Source organism: Guptibacillus spartinae, from assembly GCF_028610625.1.
Taxonomy (GTDB): domain Bacteria; phylum Bacillota; class Bacilli; order Bacillales; family Guptibacillaceae; genus Guptibacillus; species Guptibacillus spartinae.
In genome coordinates this window covers 162,038-181,081 of sequence record NZ_JAQQWU010000002.1, presented here as the reverse complement: position 1 = coordinate 181,081, position 19,044 = coordinate 162,038, and the positions used below count along the sequence as shown (strand labels likewise).

The 19,044-nt window shown below is 40.6% G+C and carries 19 protein-coding genes and 1 riboswitch; of the genes, 12 read left to right on the top strand and 7 right to left on the bottom strand.

Translation table 11 applies throughout. The features are described from left to right. Window positions 1-9: 9 nt before the first annotated feature. Entirely contained in the window at window positions 10-426 is a 417-nt protein-coding gene (locus PQ511_RS04855) for a Fur family transcriptional regulator (protein WP_273850793.1), read from the top strand. Between the two features lie 12 nt (window positions 427-438). Here PQ511_RS04855 and PQ511_RS04850 read toward each other — a convergent pair whose 3' ends face one another. Further along, window positions 439-1,017 carry a hypothetical protein gene (locus tag PQ511_RS04850; RefSeq protein ID WP_273850792.1) on the bottom strand — a complete coding sequence of 193 codons (579 nt, stop codon included), beginning with the start codon at window positions 1,015-1,017 and terminating at the stop codon, window positions 439-441. A gap of 157 nt (window positions 1,018-1,174) precedes the next feature. Here PQ511_RS04850 and PQ511_RS04845 point away from each other — a divergent pair, with 157 nt between their 5' ends. Further along, window positions 1,175-1,579, top strand: coding sequence for a DUF4190 domain-containing protein (locus tag PQ511_RS04845; protein ID WP_224591856.1), 405 nt, complete (start codon window positions 1,175-1,177; stop codon window positions 1,577-1,579). A 69-nt stretch (window positions 1,580-1,648) separates the two neighbouring features. Here the strand turns inward: PQ511_RS04845 and ispG are convergent, their stop codons facing one another. Beyond that, complete coding sequence (ispG, locus tag PQ511_RS04840) at window positions 1,649-2,767, bottom strand: flavodoxin-dependent (E)-4-hydroxy-3-methylbut-2-enyl-diphosphate synthase (RefSeq protein ID WP_273850791.1); 1,119 nt, start codon at window positions 2,765-2,767, stop codon at window positions 1,649-1,651. Between the two features lie 140 nt (window positions 2,768-2,907). After that, window positions 2,908-3,237 carry a hypothetical protein gene (locus PQ511_RS04835; protein WP_273850790.1) on the bottom strand — a complete coding sequence of 110 codons (330 nt, stop codon included), beginning with the start codon at window positions 3,235-3,237 and terminating at the stop codon, window positions 2,908-2,910. A gap of 180 nt (window positions 3,238-3,417) precedes the next feature. On the opposite strand from PQ511_RS04835, the gene PQ511_RS04830 reads away from it, so the two are divergent. The 10 genes from PQ511_RS04830 to PQ511_RS04785 all read left to right on the top strand — a co-directional run bounded on the left by PQ511_RS04830 (window position 3,418) and on the right by PQ511_RS04785 (window position 11,348). After that, window positions 3,418-4,293, top strand: a complete 876-nt coding sequence (locus PQ511_RS04830) for a DUF1002 domain-containing protein (RefSeq protein WP_273850788.1) — start codon at window positions 3,418-3,420, stop codon at window positions 4,291-4,293. Between the two features lie 70 nt (window positions 4,294-4,363). Next, window positions 4,364-5,017 carry an NfeD family protein gene (locus tag PQ511_RS04825; protein WP_273850787.1) on the top strand — a complete coding sequence of 218 codons (654 nt, stop codon included), beginning with the start codon at window positions 4,364-4,366 and terminating at the stop codon, window positions 5,015-5,017. Between the two features lie 117 nt (window positions 5,018-5,134). Further along, window positions 5,135-5,240, top strand: a riboswitch (SAM riboswitch). A 94-nt stretch (window positions 5,241-5,334) separates the two neighbouring features. Next, the gene (locus tag PQ511_RS04820; protein ID WP_224591871.1) at window positions 5,335-5,478 is read left to right on the top strand and encodes a YezD family protein; all 144 of its coding nucleotides are present in this window, start codon (window positions 5,335-5,337) and stop codon (window positions 5,476-5,478) included. Between the two features lie 97 nt (window positions 5,479-5,575). Continuing rightward, window positions 5,576-6,298, top strand: coding sequence for a phosphoadenylyl-sulfate reductase (locus tag PQ511_RS04815; RefSeq protein WP_273850786.1), 723 nt, complete (start codon window positions 5,576-5,578; stop codon window positions 6,296-6,298). Next, window positions 6,295-7,359 (top strand): sulfate permease, encoded by a 1,065-nt coding sequence (cysP, locus tag PQ511_RS04810; RefSeq protein WP_273850785.1) that lies wholly within the window; start codon window positions 6,295-6,297, stop codon window positions 7,357-7,359. Before PQ511_RS04815 ends, cysP begins: the two co-directional genes overlap by 4 nt. 25 nt (window positions 7,360-7,384) lie before the next feature. Next, window positions 7,385-8,533, top strand: coding sequence for a sulfate adenylyltransferase (gene sat, locus PQ511_RS04805; RefSeq protein WP_273850784.1), 1,149 nt, complete (start codon window positions 7,385-7,387; stop codon window positions 8,531-8,533). A 14-nt stretch (window positions 8,534-8,547) separates the two neighbouring features. Next, a complete protein-coding gene (gene cysC / locus PQ511_RS04800; RefSeq protein ID WP_273850783.1) occupies window positions 8,548-9,171 on the top strand; it encodes an adenylyl-sulfate kinase in 624 nt (207 codons plus the stop codon). A gap of 47 nt (window positions 9,172-9,218) precedes the next feature. Beyond that, window positions 9,219-10,004 (top strand): uroporphyrinogen-III C-methyltransferase, encoded by a 786-nt coding sequence (cobA, locus tag PQ511_RS04795; protein WP_273850782.1) that lies wholly within the window; start codon window positions 9,219-9,221, stop codon window positions 10,002-10,004. Between the two features lie 19 nt (window positions 10,005-10,023). Further along, window positions 10,024-10,770: a sirohydrochlorin chelatase gene (locus tag PQ511_RS04790; RefSeq protein WP_273850781.1), complete on the top strand. Its 747-nt coding sequence runs from the start codon at window positions 10,024-10,026 to the stop codon at window positions 10,768-10,770. Next, window positions 10,767-11,348 (top strand): NAD(P)-dependent oxidoreductase, encoded by a 582-nt coding sequence (locus PQ511_RS04785; protein ID WP_273850780.1) that lies wholly within the window; start codon window positions 10,767-10,769, stop codon window positions 11,346-11,348. Before PQ511_RS04790 ends, PQ511_RS04785 begins: the two co-directional genes overlap by 4 nt. Window positions 11,349-11,437: 89 nt before the next feature. Here PQ511_RS04785 and metH read toward each other — a convergent pair whose 3' ends face one another. The 4 genes from metH to PQ511_RS04765 are packed head-to-tail and all read right to left on the bottom strand — an operon-like array spanning window position 11,438 to window position 19,025. After that, the gene (metH, locus tag PQ511_RS04780) at window positions 11,438-14,881 is read right to left on the bottom strand and encodes a methionine synthase (protein WP_273850779.1); all 3,444 of its coding nucleotides are present in this window, start codon (window positions 14,879-14,881) and stop codon (window positions 11,438-11,440) included. Beyond that, window positions 14,862-16,718, bottom strand: coding sequence for a bifunctional homocysteine S-methyltransferase/methylenetetrahydrofolate reductase (locus PQ511_RS04775; protein WP_273850778.1), 1,857 nt, complete (start codon window positions 16,716-16,718; stop codon window positions 14,862-14,864). The genes metH and PQ511_RS04775 overlap by 20 nt, the downstream gene beginning before the upstream one ends. Then, window positions 16,715-17,908, bottom strand: coding sequence for a cystathionine beta-lyase (gene metC, locus PQ511_RS04770; RefSeq protein WP_273850777.1), 1,194 nt, complete (start codon window positions 17,906-17,908; stop codon window positions 16,715-16,717). The genes PQ511_RS04775 and metC overlap by 4 nt, the downstream gene beginning before the upstream one ends. After that, window positions 17,898-19,025, bottom strand: a complete 1,128-nt coding sequence (locus tag PQ511_RS04765) for a methionine biosynthesis PLP-dependent protein (RefSeq protein WP_273850776.1) — start codon at window positions 19,023-19,025, stop codon at window positions 17,898-17,900. The genes metC and PQ511_RS04765 overlap by 11 nt, the downstream gene beginning before the upstream one ends. Window positions 19,026-19,044: the final 19 nt, after the last annotated feature.

Genomic DNA, 19,044 nt, shown 5'->3' with positions numbered 1-19,044 from the left:
GGTGGAAATATGAATGTCTCTACAGCATTGCGTATTCTTAAAGAAAAAGGCTATAAATATACTGAGAAGCGAGAAGATCTTGTTACGTTATTTGCGAAAGAGAAGAGGTATCTCTCAGCGAGGGATGTTCTAAATGATATGCAAAGAAATTATCCGGGATTGAGCGTTGATACAATTTACCGGAATCTAACATTATTTGCCGATTTAGACATATTAGAAGAGACGGAGTGGAATGGTGAAAAGCGCTATCGTCTTAGCTGTTCAACTAAAAGCCATCACCATCATCTCATTTGCTTGGATTGCGGTAAAACAAGTCATATTGAGTCGTGTCCTATGGAAGATATTCCAGTAGGGGACACCGGTTTTGAAGTAACTGGGCATAAATTTGAAGTGTATGGACGTTGTGGTGAATGTCAATCGCAATAAAAACGGTAGAGCTTACGCTCTACCGTTTTTATTATATTGTTGAAGCCAATAACGGGCTTCTGGCCACGAATCTAACCGTGAAACATGATCAGGAACAGTTCCCTGATTATAAGGTGTATTAAAAAGAATAACGGGTATCTGACACTCTTCTGCGATTGCACAAGCATTGTCATGTTTGTCTTCAAAAAATACGTCCACACGATTTTTCTTAATGGAATCAATTTTATCATGTTTTCCAATTAGCTCAATGTGATGGTATGGTATGGAATTTGCATTAAACCAATCTCTTGTTGTTTCAAGAAGGTGATTGCCACGTGCACTAATGTATAAAAGGTCGTAGTTTCCTTTCCATGCTTCTAAAGTTGGGTGTGCGTTGTCCGCGATCATCGCGTTGGCGTAAATGTTTTGTTCGTTGGCTTTTAACCACTCGATAAATTCATCCTTATGAATGCCGAGAATATTCGCAAGGTTATATTCTGTGAGATCATCTAAAGACAGTTGCTTATTAAACGATGAATTTAAATAAGGTAGGAACGTTTTGGGACTTGTGACTGTACCATCAATATCAAGTCCGAGTCTTTTAATTGTCATGGTAAAACCCCTTTTTGAAAGCTCTTTTATTATCATAACATAGAAGTAATGAGGTAACGGAAGGTTTGGAAGGATCTTACTGAAATCTTAAACATATTCTTTGCCTTCCTAACGAATACTAAGCATGCTCCACAACAAGGCAAAGTGAGGGATGTATATGACAGAAGACAGACAAGATGAGGATCTGGACCTAATTGAGGAGCGAGAAGTACGCGCTGATGAAGAGGATTATTCTGAAGAAGCAGCAGCTGAAGTAGCTCCTGGTGTAATGGACCGTCCTTATTTACAGTCGCCTGAAAATGAACGTCCAACTTCTGAAGAGCATCATGAACACTTTGAAGCTAAAAGACAGGAACAGGAGAAAACGGGAGTAGGTATTGGTGTAGCAGCGCTTGCTTTATCCGTTATTTCACTGTTTATCCTTCCCGTCATTCTTGGAGCAGCGGGAATTGTCGTTGGATTTGTTGCTAGGAGAAAGGGACTGACAACGCTAGGGTCATGGGCAATAGGTGTCGGTGCCGCTTCAATGATTATCAGCTTATTCTTCGCACCGTTCTTTTAGTGAAAAACCTTTATAGAAAAGCCAGGCACTCATGAGTGCCTGGCTTTTCCTATCAATCATAGAAGTTTATTAAGATTTAGCTTCCGCTTTTTCTTTTTCTTCTTCCATTTTTTTGTAATGCTCTTCAGCTATTTTGTCCACTTCTTTTTTCAGTTCCTCTACCATTGTTTCTTCAGGAACTTTGCGGATAATCTCTCCGTGGCGGAAAAGAAGACCTTCTCCGCGGGCACCGGCAATACCAATGTCTGCTTCACGTGCTTCTCCTGGACCGTTTACTGCACAGCCAAGCACAGCTACTTTAATCGGTGCTTTAATTGTTGAAATATACTCTTCCACTTCATTTGCAATTGAAATCAAGTCAATTTCGATACGCCCACACGTTGGACAAGAAATTAATGTGGCGGCATTGGCAGCGAGACCAAATGATTTAAGAAGTTCTCTAGCCACTTTCACTTCTTCCACTGGGTCGGCACTTAGTGATATACGCGCTGTATTACCAATACCTTTTGAAAGGATAACGCCTAGACCAGCAGCACTTTTGACTGTGCCTGCAAACAGTGTACCTGATTCTGTAATTCCAAGGTGAAGTGGATAATCAAACGAACGTGCTGCAAGCTCATAAGCTTCTGTCGCAAGTTGTACATCAGAAGCTTTCATGGAAACAATAATATCGTAGAAATCAAGATCTTCAAGGATCTTAATGTGGTGAAGGGCACTTTCAAGCATGCCTTCAGCAGTGGGATATCCATATTTCTCAAGAATTTTACGCTCGAGTGAACCAGCATTTACCCCAATGCGAATCGGAATCCCTTTTTCTTTAGCTGCTTTCACTACTGCTTCCACTTTTTCACGGCGTCCAATGTTACCAGGGTTGATTCGAATCTTGTCAGCTCCACCCTCAATAGCTTTAAGAGCTAACTTGTAGTTGAAGTGAATGTCAACGACTAGAGGGATATTGATTCTTTTTTTGATTTCTGGGATCGCATCTGCTGCTCGGTCATCAGGACAAGCAACACGTACGATCTGACATCCAGCTTCTTCTAAACGGTTAATTTCAGCAACAGTTGCTTCAACGTCGTGAGTTTTAGTGGTTGTCATACTTTGAATAATGACTTCATCGTTACCGCCTATTGTTAAAGGACCTACTTTAACAGGTCTTGTTTTACTACGGTGTGTAATTTCATTCATGCGAAAATCGCTCCTTTTACATGTAGGATTGCTTACCTCATGATGTAGATCGCTTTTATATGCTCCCTTAGTAGGGAATAAGACTCATCTATAATACTATCTCATTGTAGCAACTTTAGAGAGCTATTGACAAGAAATAATCACTGAGCGGATGTATTGGGATAAGTTGGTATTTTATATTTTTTCCCTATTTGTATTTTTGTAGGGGGAATTTGATTCAATGTTTCAAAATCATGAACAATATCTTCAATCGACACAGGAACCGAGCCGTTTGCTTCTTCCACTAGAGAAAGAACTGTATCACCGGCTTTGATCTGATAAACCACATAGGGAGCAGAACCTTGTTGGGGAGCGATGACTTCTGCAGCTTCAGGCTCCACGTTTGGTTGAGGGAGCGTACCGGTAGTTAAATCATAATAAGTAGTATGAAGAATAAGGAGAAAAAGGATTCCCATTAGCAACTTTTTCATTGCGCTCACCACCCCTTCAGCTTCTTTTTCTTTCTATAAAGATATGCTTGTCCTTCCATGATATGACAGGTTTCTTAATGAATGATCTTTTCTTTCGAACCAGTGTCGAGTAGAATACAAGGAGATGAGAAGTTTGAAAGTCTCATCAAGCAAGCCTTATGTTAAAAAGGAGATCAAAACATGTTTAAAAAAGTAATGCCATTTTTTCTGTCGATGTTGTTGATCATGTCCATCGTGCCTATTGTAACGTTCGCCGATGCTAGCGTTGGTGATGTCATTGTCACACTTGGTGAAGATTTGTCAGAAGGGCAAAAGGAAACGTTACTAGAAGAAATGAATGCGCCAGAAGATGTTATGACTGTAACTGTTTCAAATGAAGAAGAGCATAAATACCTTGGTAACTATATTAGTAAAGCCTTAATTGGAACTCGTGCCTTATCTTCCTCTTCGATTACAATTGGTGAAAAAGATGCTGGACTAAGCGTTGAAACGAAAAATATCAATTGGGTTACAGATGAAATGTATGCCAATGCCTTAATTACAGCAGGAGTTAAAGATGCAGATATTTATGTGACAGCCCCAACGGAAGTATCTGGTACAGCAGCTTTAACTGGTTTAATCAAAGCTTATGAGTTAAGCTCAGATGAAGTCATTCCTGAAGAGCAAAAGCAAGTCGCAAATGAAGAGCTGGTAACAACAGCAAAATTAAGTGACAGTATTGGTGCAGATAAAGCAACAGAGCTAATGACGAAAATTAAAGATGACATTGCTTCAAATCCTCCTGAAACAGAAGAAGATTTGAGAACGAGGATTAAACAAATTGCAAGTGATTCAGGAATTGAACTAACTCAAGAAGAGCTAGACGGCCTGGTGGCGCTGTTTAATCGAATGAAGAACCTGGATATTGATTGGGACCAAATGAAAAGTCAGCTTGAAAATGCCCGGGAGAATCTAGATGAATTCTTAAACAAAGAAGAAACACAATCCTTTATTCAAAAAATTATTGATTTCTTTATTGCGCTTATAGATGGCATAAAAGGGGTATTTCAATCGTAAAGTGACAATGGGCTGAAACTTTCTTCCTATTTAATCGTATAAGAAAGGGAAGGAAAAGGAGGGAGCGAGGATGGAAATTCTATCTTTGCCGGCAGTTGGTTTTCTTGTTGTCCTACTTAGCGTGCTTTTCTTATTCGGAGAGTTGCTTGTTCGAGTAAAAGGGATATTTGGATTGATTGGAATCCTAATGCTTACTTTCTATTTTAGTTTTCATTTAACATCCCTATCTTCTATGTTCTGGATGGGACTTGTATTTGCGGTTGGACTCGGGTTGGTCATCTTGGATGGCAAATTATTAAATGATGGAACGTTTGGCTTGATCGGTTTAGCGATGATGGTAACGGCTGTAGCAATCCCTTCACCAACTTTTCTGTATGGACTGCTTGTATCGTGTGGCTTTTTAATTGGTACAGCAGCTGCATTCCTATTTTTGAAGGTGTTTCCTGCCAGATCCATGTGGACAAAGATGACGTTAAAGGACCGCCTTAGCAGTGAAATGGGATACAATTCAATGAATGCAGAGTATAAAGGTTTGGTAGGAGGAACTGCCATCGCAATTACGCCATTTCGACCGAGCGGAACGATTGAAATGAACGAAAAAAAATATAGTGCCATTTCAGCAGGAAGTTGGATCGATAAAGATACGGTGGTTGTGGTTACAGCAGTAGATGGAACGCGAATTGTTGTAGAAGAAAAGAAGGAAAGCAGACGTCATCCAATATAAAAAGTAAGCCTCGAGTCATAGATTCGGGGTTTTTTTCATACATTTATCTAATCCGTTTATCCCGATCTCTAAACTAGGGTTGACAGATTGTTTGATAATAGTTAAGATTTAGAAAATAACTTATCAAGAGAGACCGAGGGACTGGCCCTATGACGTCCAGCAACCTGCCTGCGAGGCAAGGTGCTACTTCCAGCAAAATGGAGTCCATTTTGGAAGATAAGCTGAATCAAGGTAACTTGGTCTGTCTTTCCAATTTGGGAAGGCTTTTTTAGTTGTTTAGCCTCTCCTAGAGATTATGAAGTAAGGGAGGTTGCAAGATGGGGAGCAAAGAGCAAAACTTTTCAGACGTTGCAGCACGTATTGAACGAATGCTGAGTACGTTGAAGTATGGATCGATTACACTCGTTATACAAGATGGTAAGGTCATTCAACTTGAAAGAAATGAAAAAGAACGACTTTAATCGTAGCGCTGACTAGAGAAACTAGAGGCGGTTCTAACCAGTTTGGTTAGGACTGCCTCTTTTTTAGCATAAGGTGAATGGAATAGGAGGTTATGTAATGGAGTGGTTATATGATAGCTGGTCAGGCGAGGAGCCGGAATTCAATCAGCATTCAAATACAAAAGGTGCGTTAGAAGTTCTGGATTGGGCCTATCGAACTTATAAAGAGGATATCGTCTATGCGTGTAGTTTCGGTGTGGAAGGTGTGGTTCTCATTGATTTAATATCTCAAGTGAACGAGACGGCGGAGATTGTATTTTTAGATACTGGTCTCCATTTTGAAGAAACGTATGAGTTGATTGAGAAAATCAAAGCAAAATACCCAAAGCTTCAGATAAAAATGAAGCAGCCAGAAGAGTCTGTCCAGGAACAGGCGTTAAGTAAAGGAGAAGCGCTTTGGGAGCGTGATCCAGGTCAATGTTGTAACTTGCGTAAAATTGTTCCATTACATGAAGAACTTGATGGGGTAAGCGCCTGGATATCAGGCTTAAGAAGAGAACAGTCCCCTCTTAGGCAAAAAACGAATTTTTTAAATCGTGATCAGAAATTCAAGTCGATTAAAGTTTGTCCACTGATTCACTGGACGTGGAAAGAAATTTGGCGATATGTGTACGAGAAAGACTTACCATACAACCCTCTTCATGATCGAGGATATCCGAGTATTGGCTGTGCTGTATGCACGGAGAGTGTATTGAATGGAAGTGATTCTAGAGCTGGGAGATGGGCAAATCAGGAGAAAACAGAATGCGGATTGCATCTTGATTCGGCATCAAGCCGATGACGACTTTCGTTATTATCGTGGCGCTATTTTTTGCTATGAATATTGGAGCAAGTGGAGCTGCGGCATCGATGGGTGTGGCTTATGGAGCAGGAGCAATTAAAAATAGATATACAGCTTTAGGAGTATGTGCAATTGGCATTGTAGCCGGAGCAACTTTTGGTGGGGGAAATGTCATTAAGACGATGGGGAGTGGTATTATCCCATCTTCCGTGCTTAGTTTAAAAGTAATCCTCATTATTTTCATAGCGGCTACAACGGCACTCTTTTTAGCAAATATGATGGGAATCCCCTTATCAACCAGCGAGGTGACTGTTGGTTCGGTGGTAGGAGTAGGGATTGCTTATCGTGCATTGTTCTTTCAAAATATTTTGGTCATTATGCTCTTGTGGATCATCATCCCTGTAATTGCCTTTGTGGCAGCTTTAGTAGTAGGAAAAGGATTGGCCGTTATAAGAAGGCATTGCAAACTAACTTCACAATGGAAAAAAATCCTTACCATCGTTTTAATTTTAGCTGGTTTTCTTGAGGCTTTCTCAGCTGGAATGAATAACGTTGCCAATGCGGTTGGTCCCCTTGTCGGAGCGGGGGTTCTATCTCTCTCGCATGGAGCTCTATTAGGAGGAGCATTTGTGGCGCTTGGTGCACTTGTATTTGGAAAACGTGTTCTTGAAACGAATGGCTACCGCATTACTCGTTTTTCTTTAGGTGAAGGGTGTGCGATATCGAGTACGAGCGCTGGACTTGTCATAGGTGCTTCGTTATTTGGAATTCCAGTTCCACTTACACAAATCACCACTTCTTCAATCATTGGGATCGGAACGGCGAAAGATGGTTTTCAACTTTGGCAAAAAGATGTCATTACAAGGATGTTAAAGGTGTGGGCTGTTTCTCCGGTTTTTTCATTAGTCATTTCTTACAGCATGATTAAACTTTTTCTAGAAAGTGATTTATACACGTTAATTGCAATCGGAAGCGTTATCCTTGCGACAGTGGGATCGGGAAGTTTAATTCGATCGATTCGCACGCAAAAAAGAACGTTACAAGAAAAAGAAAGTTTATAATTTATTTTATTTTGGAGGGATTCCTATGACAACAATTCATGCACACGGTGGTAAGTTAATCAATCGATTTAACCCGGATAAAAAGGTAGATGAAATTCATAAAGAAATTGAATTAGATAAAACCGCTTTAAGCGATCTCGAATTAATCGGAACTGGGGCTTATAGTCCATTAACAGGATTCCTTAATGAGGATGATTACCTTTCTGTCGTTCATAATCTTAAATTAGAAAACGGATTACCGTGGAGTATACCGATCACATTACCAGTGAGGGATGAGGTGGTTGGAGAAATAGTCCTGGGTGATGAAGTGAAGCTGATTAGCGAAGGAAGGGTGTATGGAACTGTAACCGTAGAATCTATCTATAAACCAAATAAGGTGATAGAGGCAAAACAAGTTTATTTAACAGAAGACAGCGATCATCCTGGGGTGAAAAAGGTCTTTGATCGGCCAGATGTATACATTGGTGGACCTATTACGCTCATTAAAAGAAGTGAAAAAGGCCAATTCGACCGCTATCATTTTGATCCAGCTGAAACAAGAGCATATTTTGAAAATCAGGGCTGGAATACGGTAGTTGGATTTCAAACACGAAATCCTGTGCACCGTGCTCATGAATATATCCAAAAAACCGCGCTTGAAACGGTAGATGGGCTGTTCTTAAATCCACTTGTAGGTGAAACAAAGTCAGATGATATTCCAGCTGAAATCCGTATGGAAAGTTATGAAGTCTTGCTTGAAAACTATTATCCTGCAGATCGTGTTCACCTAGGTGTTTTTCCAGCTGCGATGCGCTATGCCGGACCAAGAGAAGCCATTTTTCATGCACTTGTTCGCAAAAACTTTGGGTGCACACATTTTATTGTAGGAAGAGATCATGCTGGTGTAGGTGATTATTATGGCACGTATGATGCACAGAAAATCTTCAGCCAATTTTCAAGTGAAGAATTGGGAATCACACCTCTCTTTTTTGAACATAGTTTCTATTGCAAGAAGTGCGATAGCATGGCTTCAGCGAAGACGTGTCCTCATGGGAAGGAACATCACGTGATTTTATCTGGTACGAAAGTACGGGCGCTTTTACGTAATGGAGAGCAACCTCCTGCAACGTTCAGTCGTCCTGAGGTAGTTGACATCCTTATTAAAGGAATGAGTAAAAAGGCAGTAAAAGCATAAGGAGGAGATTCGGGATGACGGTCAACAATCATTTAACATGGCACGATACAGTAGTAACGAAAGAAATGAGACAGAAGAGGAACCAGCACAAAAGTGCTGTTCTCTTCTTTACAGGATTGTCGGGATCAGGAAAATCAACGTTAGCGAATGATGTTTCAAGAAAGCTACACGAATTAAACGTTCAAAGTTATGTACTTGACGGAGATAATATCAGACAAGGATTAAATAAAGACCTGGGTTTTAAAGAAGAAGATCGAAAGGAAAATATAAGACGCATCGGAGAGGTGTCCAAGTTACTTGTTGATAGCGGTCAATTTGCAATTACTGCTTTTATTTCTCCTTTTCAGAGTGACCGACAGGTTGTTCGTGAACTTCTTTCAAAAGATGAGTTTATTGAAGTGTACGTCAAATGTCCCTTAAATGAGTGTGAACTTCGAGATCCTAAAGGTTTATACAAAAAAGCTCGTAATGGAGAAATTCCTCATTTTACAGGTGTGTCTTCTCCCTATGAAGAACCAATAAATCCTGAACTGGTCGTTGATACGTACAGTGAAACTAGAGAAAAATGTGCAGAAATCGTTCTTTCTTATTTAGAGAACCATCAGTTGATTACACCTGAAGGATTTAATCAAGCGTAAATCGTTAGATCTTGTGAAATAAAACGCGTTGTCGAGGAGGAAATGAAATGGGGAAAGTATACCTAGTTGGAGCAGGACCAGGTGACATTGATTTAATTACAGTAAAAGGTGTCAAATGCATTAAAGAAGCAGATGTCATTCTTTATGATCGACTCGTTAACAAAGAACTATTAGCGTACGCTAGGGAAGGCGTGGAGCTAATTTATTGTGGGAAACTACCAGATTACCACACTCTAAAGCAGGAAACCATCAATCGTTTTCTCGTGAAACATGCGCTAAAAGGAAAAATCGTAACAAGATTAAAAGGGGGTGATCCCTTTGTGTATGGTCGGGGTGGTGAAGAAGCTGAAGCCCTATCGAAACACGGTATCCCGTTTGAAGTTATCCCGGGTATCACTTCAGGGATTGCAGCTCCAGCGTATGCCGGCATCCCAGTCACTCATCGCGAATTAAGTTCTACCTTTGCTTTTGTAACAGGACACCGTAAAAATGGTGAGGAAGAAGAATTACGCTGGGAAAGCCTCGCAAAGGGAATTGATACCCTGGCTATTTATATGGGAGTGAAAAATTTACCCTATATCTGCTCAATGCTCTTGAAATACGGTAGGGATAAAGAGACTCCTGTTGCTCTCATTCATTGGGGGACAACAAAAACTCAACAAACAGTGACGGGAACACTTGAAACAATCGTAGAAGATGTCAAGAAATCGGAAATTCAAAATCCTAGTATGATTGTTGTAGGTGAAGTTGTAAACATGAGATCGAAATTGAAATGGTTTGAGACGTCCTTTGAAGATCAACAAGTGACAAAGACGGTTGTTAGCGCATTATAACTATAGGAGGTGAGTAATCGTGAAAGCTGTTCTCTATATTTGTCATGGAAGCCGAGTGAAGGAGGGGAGAAATCAGGCGATCGAATTTGTTAGTAAATGCAAAGAAGAACTTTCTTATCCCATTCAAGAAACCTGTTTTCTTGAGCTTTCAAAACCTAATATATATGAAGGTATCACCACATGCATTCATAAAGGTGCGAAAGAAATTGTCGTAGTGCCCGTTTTACTCTTAGCAGCAACTCATGTGAAAAAGGATATACCAAACGAAGTAGAACGTATTTCTGAAGAATTTCCGTGGGTTACTTTTTACCTTGGTCGTCCTTTAGGTGTTCATGATAAGCTGATTTCTGTTATTGAAGAAAGAGTAATGGAAACGGGTGTTGCTCTACGAAATGATGCTAGTGCGCTTCTTGTGGGGAGAGGGAGTAGTGATCCGGATACATTAAGCGATTTTCATGAAATCTCAAATTTGATTCGTGAGAAGATGCCGTTTCAAAACGTGTCTGTATGCTATCTTGCGGCGGCGAAACCAACATTTGAGGAAGGTATTAAACAGGTTCAAGAAGGTGCAAATGGTCAGGTATTTGTCATACCATATCTTTTATTTACAGGTATATTAATGAAGGAAATGGAACAAACCATAAGTCGACTAGAAAAGAATGGTCCGGATTTTTATCTGTGTCATTACCTTGGCTATCATGAATTATTAAAAGATGTATTAAAAGAAAGAGTGGCAGAAGCATTTGAGGCGAGGGTAACGGTATGAGCGAGTATCCCGTCTCTTTGAATTTAACAGGAAAACGTGTCGTTATAGTGGGAGGAGGCCGTATCGCGTTAAGAAAAATTAGAGGTTTACTCGGGTGTGATGCGATTCTTACAGTAATAAGTCCTGAAATGAATGAAGACATCAAAAAACTTGTAAATTTCGACAGTATCTCTCTCGTTGAACGGGAAGTTAGGGCGAGTGATTTAATCGACGCATTTTTAATTATTGTAGCGACAAATTCAATTGAAGTGAACGAATTTGTCATTCATCAAGCAAAAGACACTCAGCTAGTTAATGCTTCTCATCAGGCGGATCGAGGGAACGTGTCATTGCCTGCTACGCTAAAGCGAGGGAGACTAATTATTTCTATTTTTACTGGTGGAGCAAGTCCACTTCTTGCAAGAAAAATACGAGATGATCTCTCGTATAAGTATGATGAGTCATATAGCCAACGTTTGGAGTATTTATATGAAGAACGGTTGGCCATAAAGAGGAAAAACATAAGCGGAAGTGAAAAGAGAAGGGTATTAGAAAGAGCTATGAATCATGCATTAAACGGAGCACCTGAAATGGATTAGTCTCGATGTATACATAAACGGTTTGTCATGATGGGATTGATGATGTAATAAGAAGGAAAAAGAGGAGCCCTGGCTCCTCTTTTTCCTTCTTATAAAACATTAAAGTATCTTCCTTCTGGGTGGGCAAAAACCATAGCAGTAACAGAAGCTTCCGGTTCCATCATGCATCCATCTGTGAGTTCTACCCCAATATCTTCAGGATGGATAAGTTTAAAAAGTTTATTCTGATCATCAAGTTCAGGACAAGCGGGATAGCCAAATGAAAAACGCTGGCCCTGGTACTTTGCTGAAAAGCGATTTTGCATTGTGAAATCCGTCGGGTCAGGGAATCCCCATTTATCACGCATCAATTGATGAACGTGTTCGGCAAGACCTTCAGCGGTTTCTAGCGCAAGGGCTTGTAAAGCATGACTTTCGAGATAACTCCCTTGATTTTTTAATACTACTGAACGTTCTCGAATGCCTTTTCCTGCTGTAACCGCAAAAAATCCAACATAGTCCATCTCGCCACTTGATACTGAACGAAGGTAATCAGCAAGACACAAGAAAGGTTCTTTTTGTTGACGAGGAAATGAAAATCGTTCAATGATCGTTTCATGATCATGAGGAGAGTAAATGATAATATCATTTCCATCAGATTGCGCTGGGAAGAACTGATATTTAGCTGAAGGTTGTATCCACCTTTCAATCTTGGCTCGTGTTAAAAGGTGATCCACCACTTCTTTTAAATGCACGGCTTTCTCGTTTTTTTCTGCAAGTAGTCTTGATACTTTTCCTTTAAGTCCCAGATGATGACCGATTAGCATTTGCATGTTGATGTATGGTTCGATGTGTGCAACCGAGTAGTTTCTTAAAATGTGAGGTTCTAGATCATACGGTTTATAAACCTGTATATCGGTTGACACAGTCGAGATTGGTTTAACAGCAACCGCTGTTCCCCCATTTGAAATTGGTTTTGGTTGCAACTCAGTTGAAGCTTTTTTAATCGTGTGTTCTTCTACGAGCTTTCTTTTTTCTTCTTCATTACTTAACTGGTTGGAGAGTGCTAACCCTTCCATAGCGTCCTTTGCATAGAAAACAGGCCCGTCATATTCAGCTGAAATTTTATTGTCAGTAAATTTTCGCGATAAGGCGGCACCACCTACCATTATGGGTATCGAGATTTTAGCTTGTTTCATATCTTGAGCAGTCAACACCATTTGCTGAGCAGACTTGACGAGTAGACCAGAAAGACCTACAAAGTCTGGCTGGTGGTCTTGAACCTGTTTAATAAGGTCTGTTGGTGTAACCTTGATGCCAAGATCAACGACTTCGAAACCATTGTTACTTAAAATAATTTCGACCAGGTTCTTGCCAATATCGTGCACGTCACCTTTTACAGTCGCTAAAAGTACTTTTCCTTTAGAGCTTGAAGAATCTTCTTTTTCCATATGAGGTTCAAGGAAAGCGACAGAAGCTTTCATGACTTCGGCACTTTGAAGTACTTCGGCGACAATTAATTGATTATCATTAAATAATTTCCCAACCTCTGCCATCCCTTTCATTAATGGCCCATTAATAATTTGAAGAGGCGAAGGATAGTCAATTAACGCTTTTTCTAAATCTGGTATAAGTCCTTCTTTTGTCCCTTCGACAACATATAAAGCAAGACGTTCTTGAAGTGTGAGCGTGGAAGTCTGCACTTTACTTTCTTTCTTTTTACCTCGATAGAATGCAGTGAAATCTGCTAAAGTCTGATCATTTGTTTGAAAAAGGAGGTCATCTGCAAGCTGTCCTTCTTTCTCAGAAATAGAAGCGTACCTTTCAAGCTTTTCAGTATTCACGATCGCATAATCTAATCCGGCTTTTGTACAGTGGTACAAGTAGGCAGCGTTTAATACTTCTCTTCCTACTGGAGGAAGGCCGAATGAAACATTGCTTATGCCAAGGATTGTCTGGCATTCGGGCAATTGGGTTTTAATGAGTCGTATTCCTTCGATCGTTTCGGAAGCTGAACCAATGTATTGTTCATCACCAGTACCAATTGGAAAAACAAGCGGGTCAAAAATAATATCTGATGGGTTAAGACCATATTTAAAAACGAGTAAGTCATGAGAGCGTTTCGCGATTTCGAGCTTACGCTCTGCTGTTATCGCCATGCCGGTTTCGTCAATTGTGCCAACCACTATAGCAGCGCCATACTTATGGATGAGTGGAACGACAGCTTCAAAACGTTCTTCACCGTCTTCAAGATTAATGGAATTAATGATTGCTTTCCCTTGTGAGTAAGAGAGGGCTTTTTCGATAACCGCATCGTCTGTAGAATCAATGATGAGAGGGGTTTTTACCTTGTTCACAACATATTTCATAAAATTCTCTACATCTCTAAGTTCATCACTGTCTGGATTTGCCAGGCAAATGTCGATCACCTGTGCACCCTTTTTTACTTGTGAACGAGCAATCTCGGACGCTTCTTCAAATTTTTCCTCTGTGATAAGGCGTTTGAATTTACGTGAACCTATCACATTTGTTCGTTCTCCAACAAGTATAGGTCTGGTACTTTCATCGTAAACAAAGGGTTCAATTCCAGAAATGGCATGAGGATGACTCGCAGGAGCTTTTCTGGGATGTAGTCCTTTTACAGCTTTGGAAATGGCTTTAATATGAGCAGGAGTTGTGCCACAACAGCCCCCAACGACGTTAAGCCACCCTTTTTCAGCAAAGCCATAAATTTTAGCTGCTAAGCTTTCGGGGGTTTCGTGGTAATTTCCTTCTTCGTCAGGAAGGCCCGCATTGGGATAGCAGCTTACTGAAGTTGTAGCTAGATCAGAAAGGGAGCGGAGATGATCTCTCATAAACTCTGGTCCTGTTGCACAATTTAGCCCAACGACTGCTGGATTCATATGTTCAAGCGATAAATAAAATGCCTCAATGCTTTGACCAGCGAGTGTAGTGCCCATCGGTTCAATCGTTCCAGAGATCATTAAAGGAACAGTCTTTTCTAATTCTTGAAAAGCTCTTGAAATACCAATATAAGCAGCTTTAACGTTAAGCATATCCTGACTTGTTTCAATTAATAGAAGATCGACGCCTCCGGTTAGTAAGCCCTTAGCTTGCAAGGCATATGAATTCGAAAGTGATTCAAAAGTCGTTCCACCGGTAACCGATAATGTTTTGGTAGTTGGTCCCATGGCACCAGCAACAAACCGCGGTTTAGCTGTCGTTGTTACTTTAGCAGCAGCCTCTTTTGCAAGCACTGCAGATGTGTAGTTTAGCTTTTCTGCAAGGTGACCGAGATCATATTCATCTAAAACAAGATCCGTTGCTCCAAAGGTATTGGTCTCAATAATATCTGCCCCACAAGCTAAGTACTCATCATGAATAGAGGAGATGAGCTCTGGCCTAGTTATGGATAAGTATTCATTACAGCCATCATATTCTTCACCACCAAAATCAGTGGCAGTCAGATTAGCTTGTTGAATCATTGTTCCCATAGCTCCATCTAGAACAAGGATTCTCTTCGTAAGTAGATCTTCAAATGAGGTGTAGGCCATTTCGATTCTTCCTTTCTTCTTCAAGCCGAGTTTTCTCGTTAATGTATCGCGTCAATTCTACGGTTAATTCATACCGTAAGAAGGGGGTAATTAAATAAATACCATTAAACAAATCAAAAGCAGCATCAATTAACGACTTCGCAATTGCAAGCCCTGCTTCAATTGATTGCGTTGAATCTTTAGCGTGTAACATATGATTGCGAATGGAATCAGAAAGTTTAATTCCTGGTACTTCATTATGGAGAAATTCAGCGTTTCGATAGCTTGTAAGCGGCATGATGCCAATGTAAATGGGACAAGTTAAATGTTTCGTCGCTTCATAGACTTCACGTAACTGTTCTTCGTTGTAAATGGGTTGACTTATAAAGTAATCCGCTCCACACTGCTGCTTTTTTTCGAGTCGCTCGACAGCTCGATCGAGATGTCGTACATTTGGATTAAAGGCGGCTGCTATGGAAAATGAAGTTTTAATTCCAAGTGATTTACCAGAAAATGAACGTCCTTGATTAAATTGTTTCATTAAACGAATGAGGTCAAATGATGAGACGTCATAAACTGAAGTAGCGCCAGGGAAATCGCCGATTTTAGTAGGGTCACCCGTTACGGCAAGCACTTGATTAATTCCAAGGGTATGAAGCCCCATTAAATGGGATTGTAACCCAATTAAATTCCGGTCCCGACAGGCAACATGAACAAGTGGTCGAACATTATGCTGAGATTTAATCATAGAAGCCATGGCGGTATTGCAAATTCGCGGTGAGGCAAGAGAGTTATCTGCCAGCGTAATCGCATCAACGCCAACTTCTTGTAGCGCCTTTGTTCCCTCAAGATATTTATCAATCGATAATTTTTTTGGAGGGTCGAGCTCAACGATAACAGATCGCTGTTTTTTTGCTATTTCATGTAAGTGAGGCAACCTATCTTCTTCAAAATTGATGATCCTAGTCTCTTTTTCGTTAACAGTCACTTTTTTCGTTGTAATAGGTTCTAAGCCCTTTAGTGCATTAGCTGCAGCAGCGATATGCTCAGGAGTTGTTCCACAACAACCACCAATAAGTCTAACGCCTTGTTGACGTAGGGCTTCTGCACTTTGTTTGAAATAATCTGGCGCGGTAGGATAAACAAGACGCCCCTCTTCATAATCAGGTAAACTCGCGTTAGGATAGGCAGAAAGAAAACGACCTGAAAGAGGTACCTGTTCTAATGATTGAATCATATGATAAGGGCCAAGTCGGCAGTTAACGCCTGTTACATCAGCTCCAGCATTCTCAAGCTGTTTTAAGGCAGTAGCAAGTGAAGTGCCATCTTGCAAAATGCCTGGCTCATGCATAGAAACTTGTGCAATTAAAGGCAAATCTGTTTCCTTTCGAGCTATTTTAAGTACGGTTAGGATCTCTTCTAGATCGTAGTATGTTTCCAATAAAAGACCATCGACTCCTTCTAATAGAAGGCAATATAGCTGTTCTCTAAAGCTACGCTTAATTTCATCAAGGGGAGTCGATCGTGTATTTATTCCTCGTATTCCTCCTATTGTCCCAAGAACGTAAGTAGAGTCTGTCGCAGCCTTTCGAGCGAGTTTAACGCCTTCTTTATTGATCTCTTTTACTAGGTCTTCAAGGCCATATCGTGATAGCTTGCTATAGTTCGCGCCGTACGTATTGGTTTGAATCACATCTGAACCGGCATGAACATAAGCTTGGTGAACATTTAATACTTCCTCCGGATGTGAAAGGTTGAGCGCTTCAAAACATTGGTCAATGCCGTATGAATAAAGAAGGGTTCCCATCGCACCGTCACCAATCAAAAGTTTGTGTTCGAGATCTTTAAGCAAGCTCATCCTTTAGCACCTCCGGCTGTAGGGGCGTAAAGTTTAGTAATGGTAGCAAACCCTTGTTTAAAGTCTTGAAGCAAATCATCCGCATTTTCAAGCCCAACAGATAAGCGTAACAAGCCATCTGTAATCCCGCGTTTGTTTCGTTCGGCAGCTGACATTGATGCGTGAGACATTCTCGCTGGATAAGAAAGAATCGATTCAACCGCACCAAGACTAACAGCGTAAACTGGGAGTTGTACGTTCTTTGTAAACAATCGAACCGCGTTTTCATCAGGTAGCCGAAAAGAAAGAACAGCCCCAGGACCCGCTGCCTGGTAAAGGTGAGTCGAATGGCCCTGGTGGAAAGAGAATCCAGGATAATAAACTTCTTCTACAAGCGGCTCTTTAAGGAGTGCGTGTGCTAGTCTGAAAGCCGATCTTGAAGATTGCTCGAGCCGACAATGTAACGTTTTTAATCCGCGAAGAACTAACCAGGAATCATGAGCACTTAAAATGGATCCGAAAGAGTTTTGCAAAAAAGCAAGGTTTTCACCTAGCTTTTCATTTTTAACTGCGGCAAGACCCGCAACGACATCGCTATGTCCTGCAATAAATTTTGTTGCACTATGAAGAACGATATCAGCGCCGAAGTCCAGTGGTCTTTGGAGGGCAGGCGTCATAAAAGTGTTATCAACGAATGTTAAACAATTATTCGCTTTCGCTAACTTAACGACAGCTTGAATATCAGTCACTTTGAGCAATGGGTTCGAAGGTGTCTCGATATAGATTACTTTTGTATTGGGTTGAATCCCGTTCGCAACTTGATTTAAATCAGTCATATCGACAAACGTATGACTAATGCCAAATCTGCAGAGAACATCGTGGATCATCCGATAAGTACCGCCATAAACATCCTCTGAAATCAAAACATGGTCATTTTGTGAAAGCAGCATAAAAGAAGTAGCGATAGCAGCCATGCCAGAAGCAAATGCAAACCCCCTAACGCCACCTTCAAGGTCTGCAATCGTTTCTTCTAGAGCTTCACGGGTCGGGTTGCCAGAGCGGCTATAATCATATTTTCCTGGCTGATCAAAATCTAATTGATGAAAGGTAGATGCTTGTTGAATTGGAACACTGACAGCTCCTGTACTTTTATCAAATTTATGTTCATTGTGAAGAAGTTTTGTTTGAAATGTATATGAATTAGTCGTCATGTCGCACACCATCCTCTTTGAAAATTACTAGCGCCTGAGCCAGATCTCGAATTAAATCGTTGATTTCTTCAATTCCAACCGAAAATCTTAATAGCCGATTACAAACCCCTTTTTCCAGTCTGATTTTTTCTGGAATATCGGCGTGTGTTTGTGTGGCTGGATAAGTAATAAAGCTTTCAACGCCTCCGAGACTTTCAGCGAAGGTAATCAGCTTCAAGTTCCTAAGAAAAGGATCGATCCATTCTTCAGACTGTAATCTAAATGAAAGCATTCCGCCTTTTTCAGGATAAAAAACCTCTGTGATGGCTTCATGTTTAATTAAGTACGCTACAACAGCTTTCGCATTTTCCTCATGTTGCTTTAGTCGAAGAGGCAATGTTTTCATACCTCGAATGAGCAGCCATGAGTCGAACGGGGATAGAACCGCTCCGGCACCATTTTGATACTGTTCAATTTCAGCACAAAGGCTCTTTCCTTTGGCAATGACAAGACCTGCAAGCACATCATTGTGACCCCCAAGGTATTTCGTTGCGCTATGAATGACAATATCTGCCCCTAGTAAAAGAGGGTTTTGTAGAAGAGGAGTGAATAACGTATTGTCCACGATAGACAGTAAATTGTATGTTTTGGCAATGGATACGATTTTTTCAACATCGGTTAGTTTCATTAGCGGATTTGAAGGGTTTTCGATAAAGATGGCCCTTGTTGACTGCATTATTAATGGTGAGATTGTCTCTATTTGTTGGCTATCGAAATAAGTGAACGATAAGTTAAAATGCTTTTCAGCGTGAGCGAATAATCGATAGGTGCCTCCATAGAGATCATCTGAAACGAGAATATGATCACCGCTATTAAAAAGTGAGATAATGGCTTGAATGGCTGACATACCAGAACTAAATGCGAAGCCCTGATCCCCGTGTTCGAGTTCAGCTACTGCCGACTCGAGAATCGAGCGAGTTGGGTTTTTCGTCCTTGAATAGTCAAAACCAGTAGATTCGCCAATCCCTTCATGCCTATAGGAAGTAGAGAAATAAACGGGGGGATTCACAGCACCTGTTATGGGGTCTGATTTATTACCTAACTGTGCAAGTAATGTATTGTAATGGCTATTTGACATAATCAATCTCCTTTTCTGT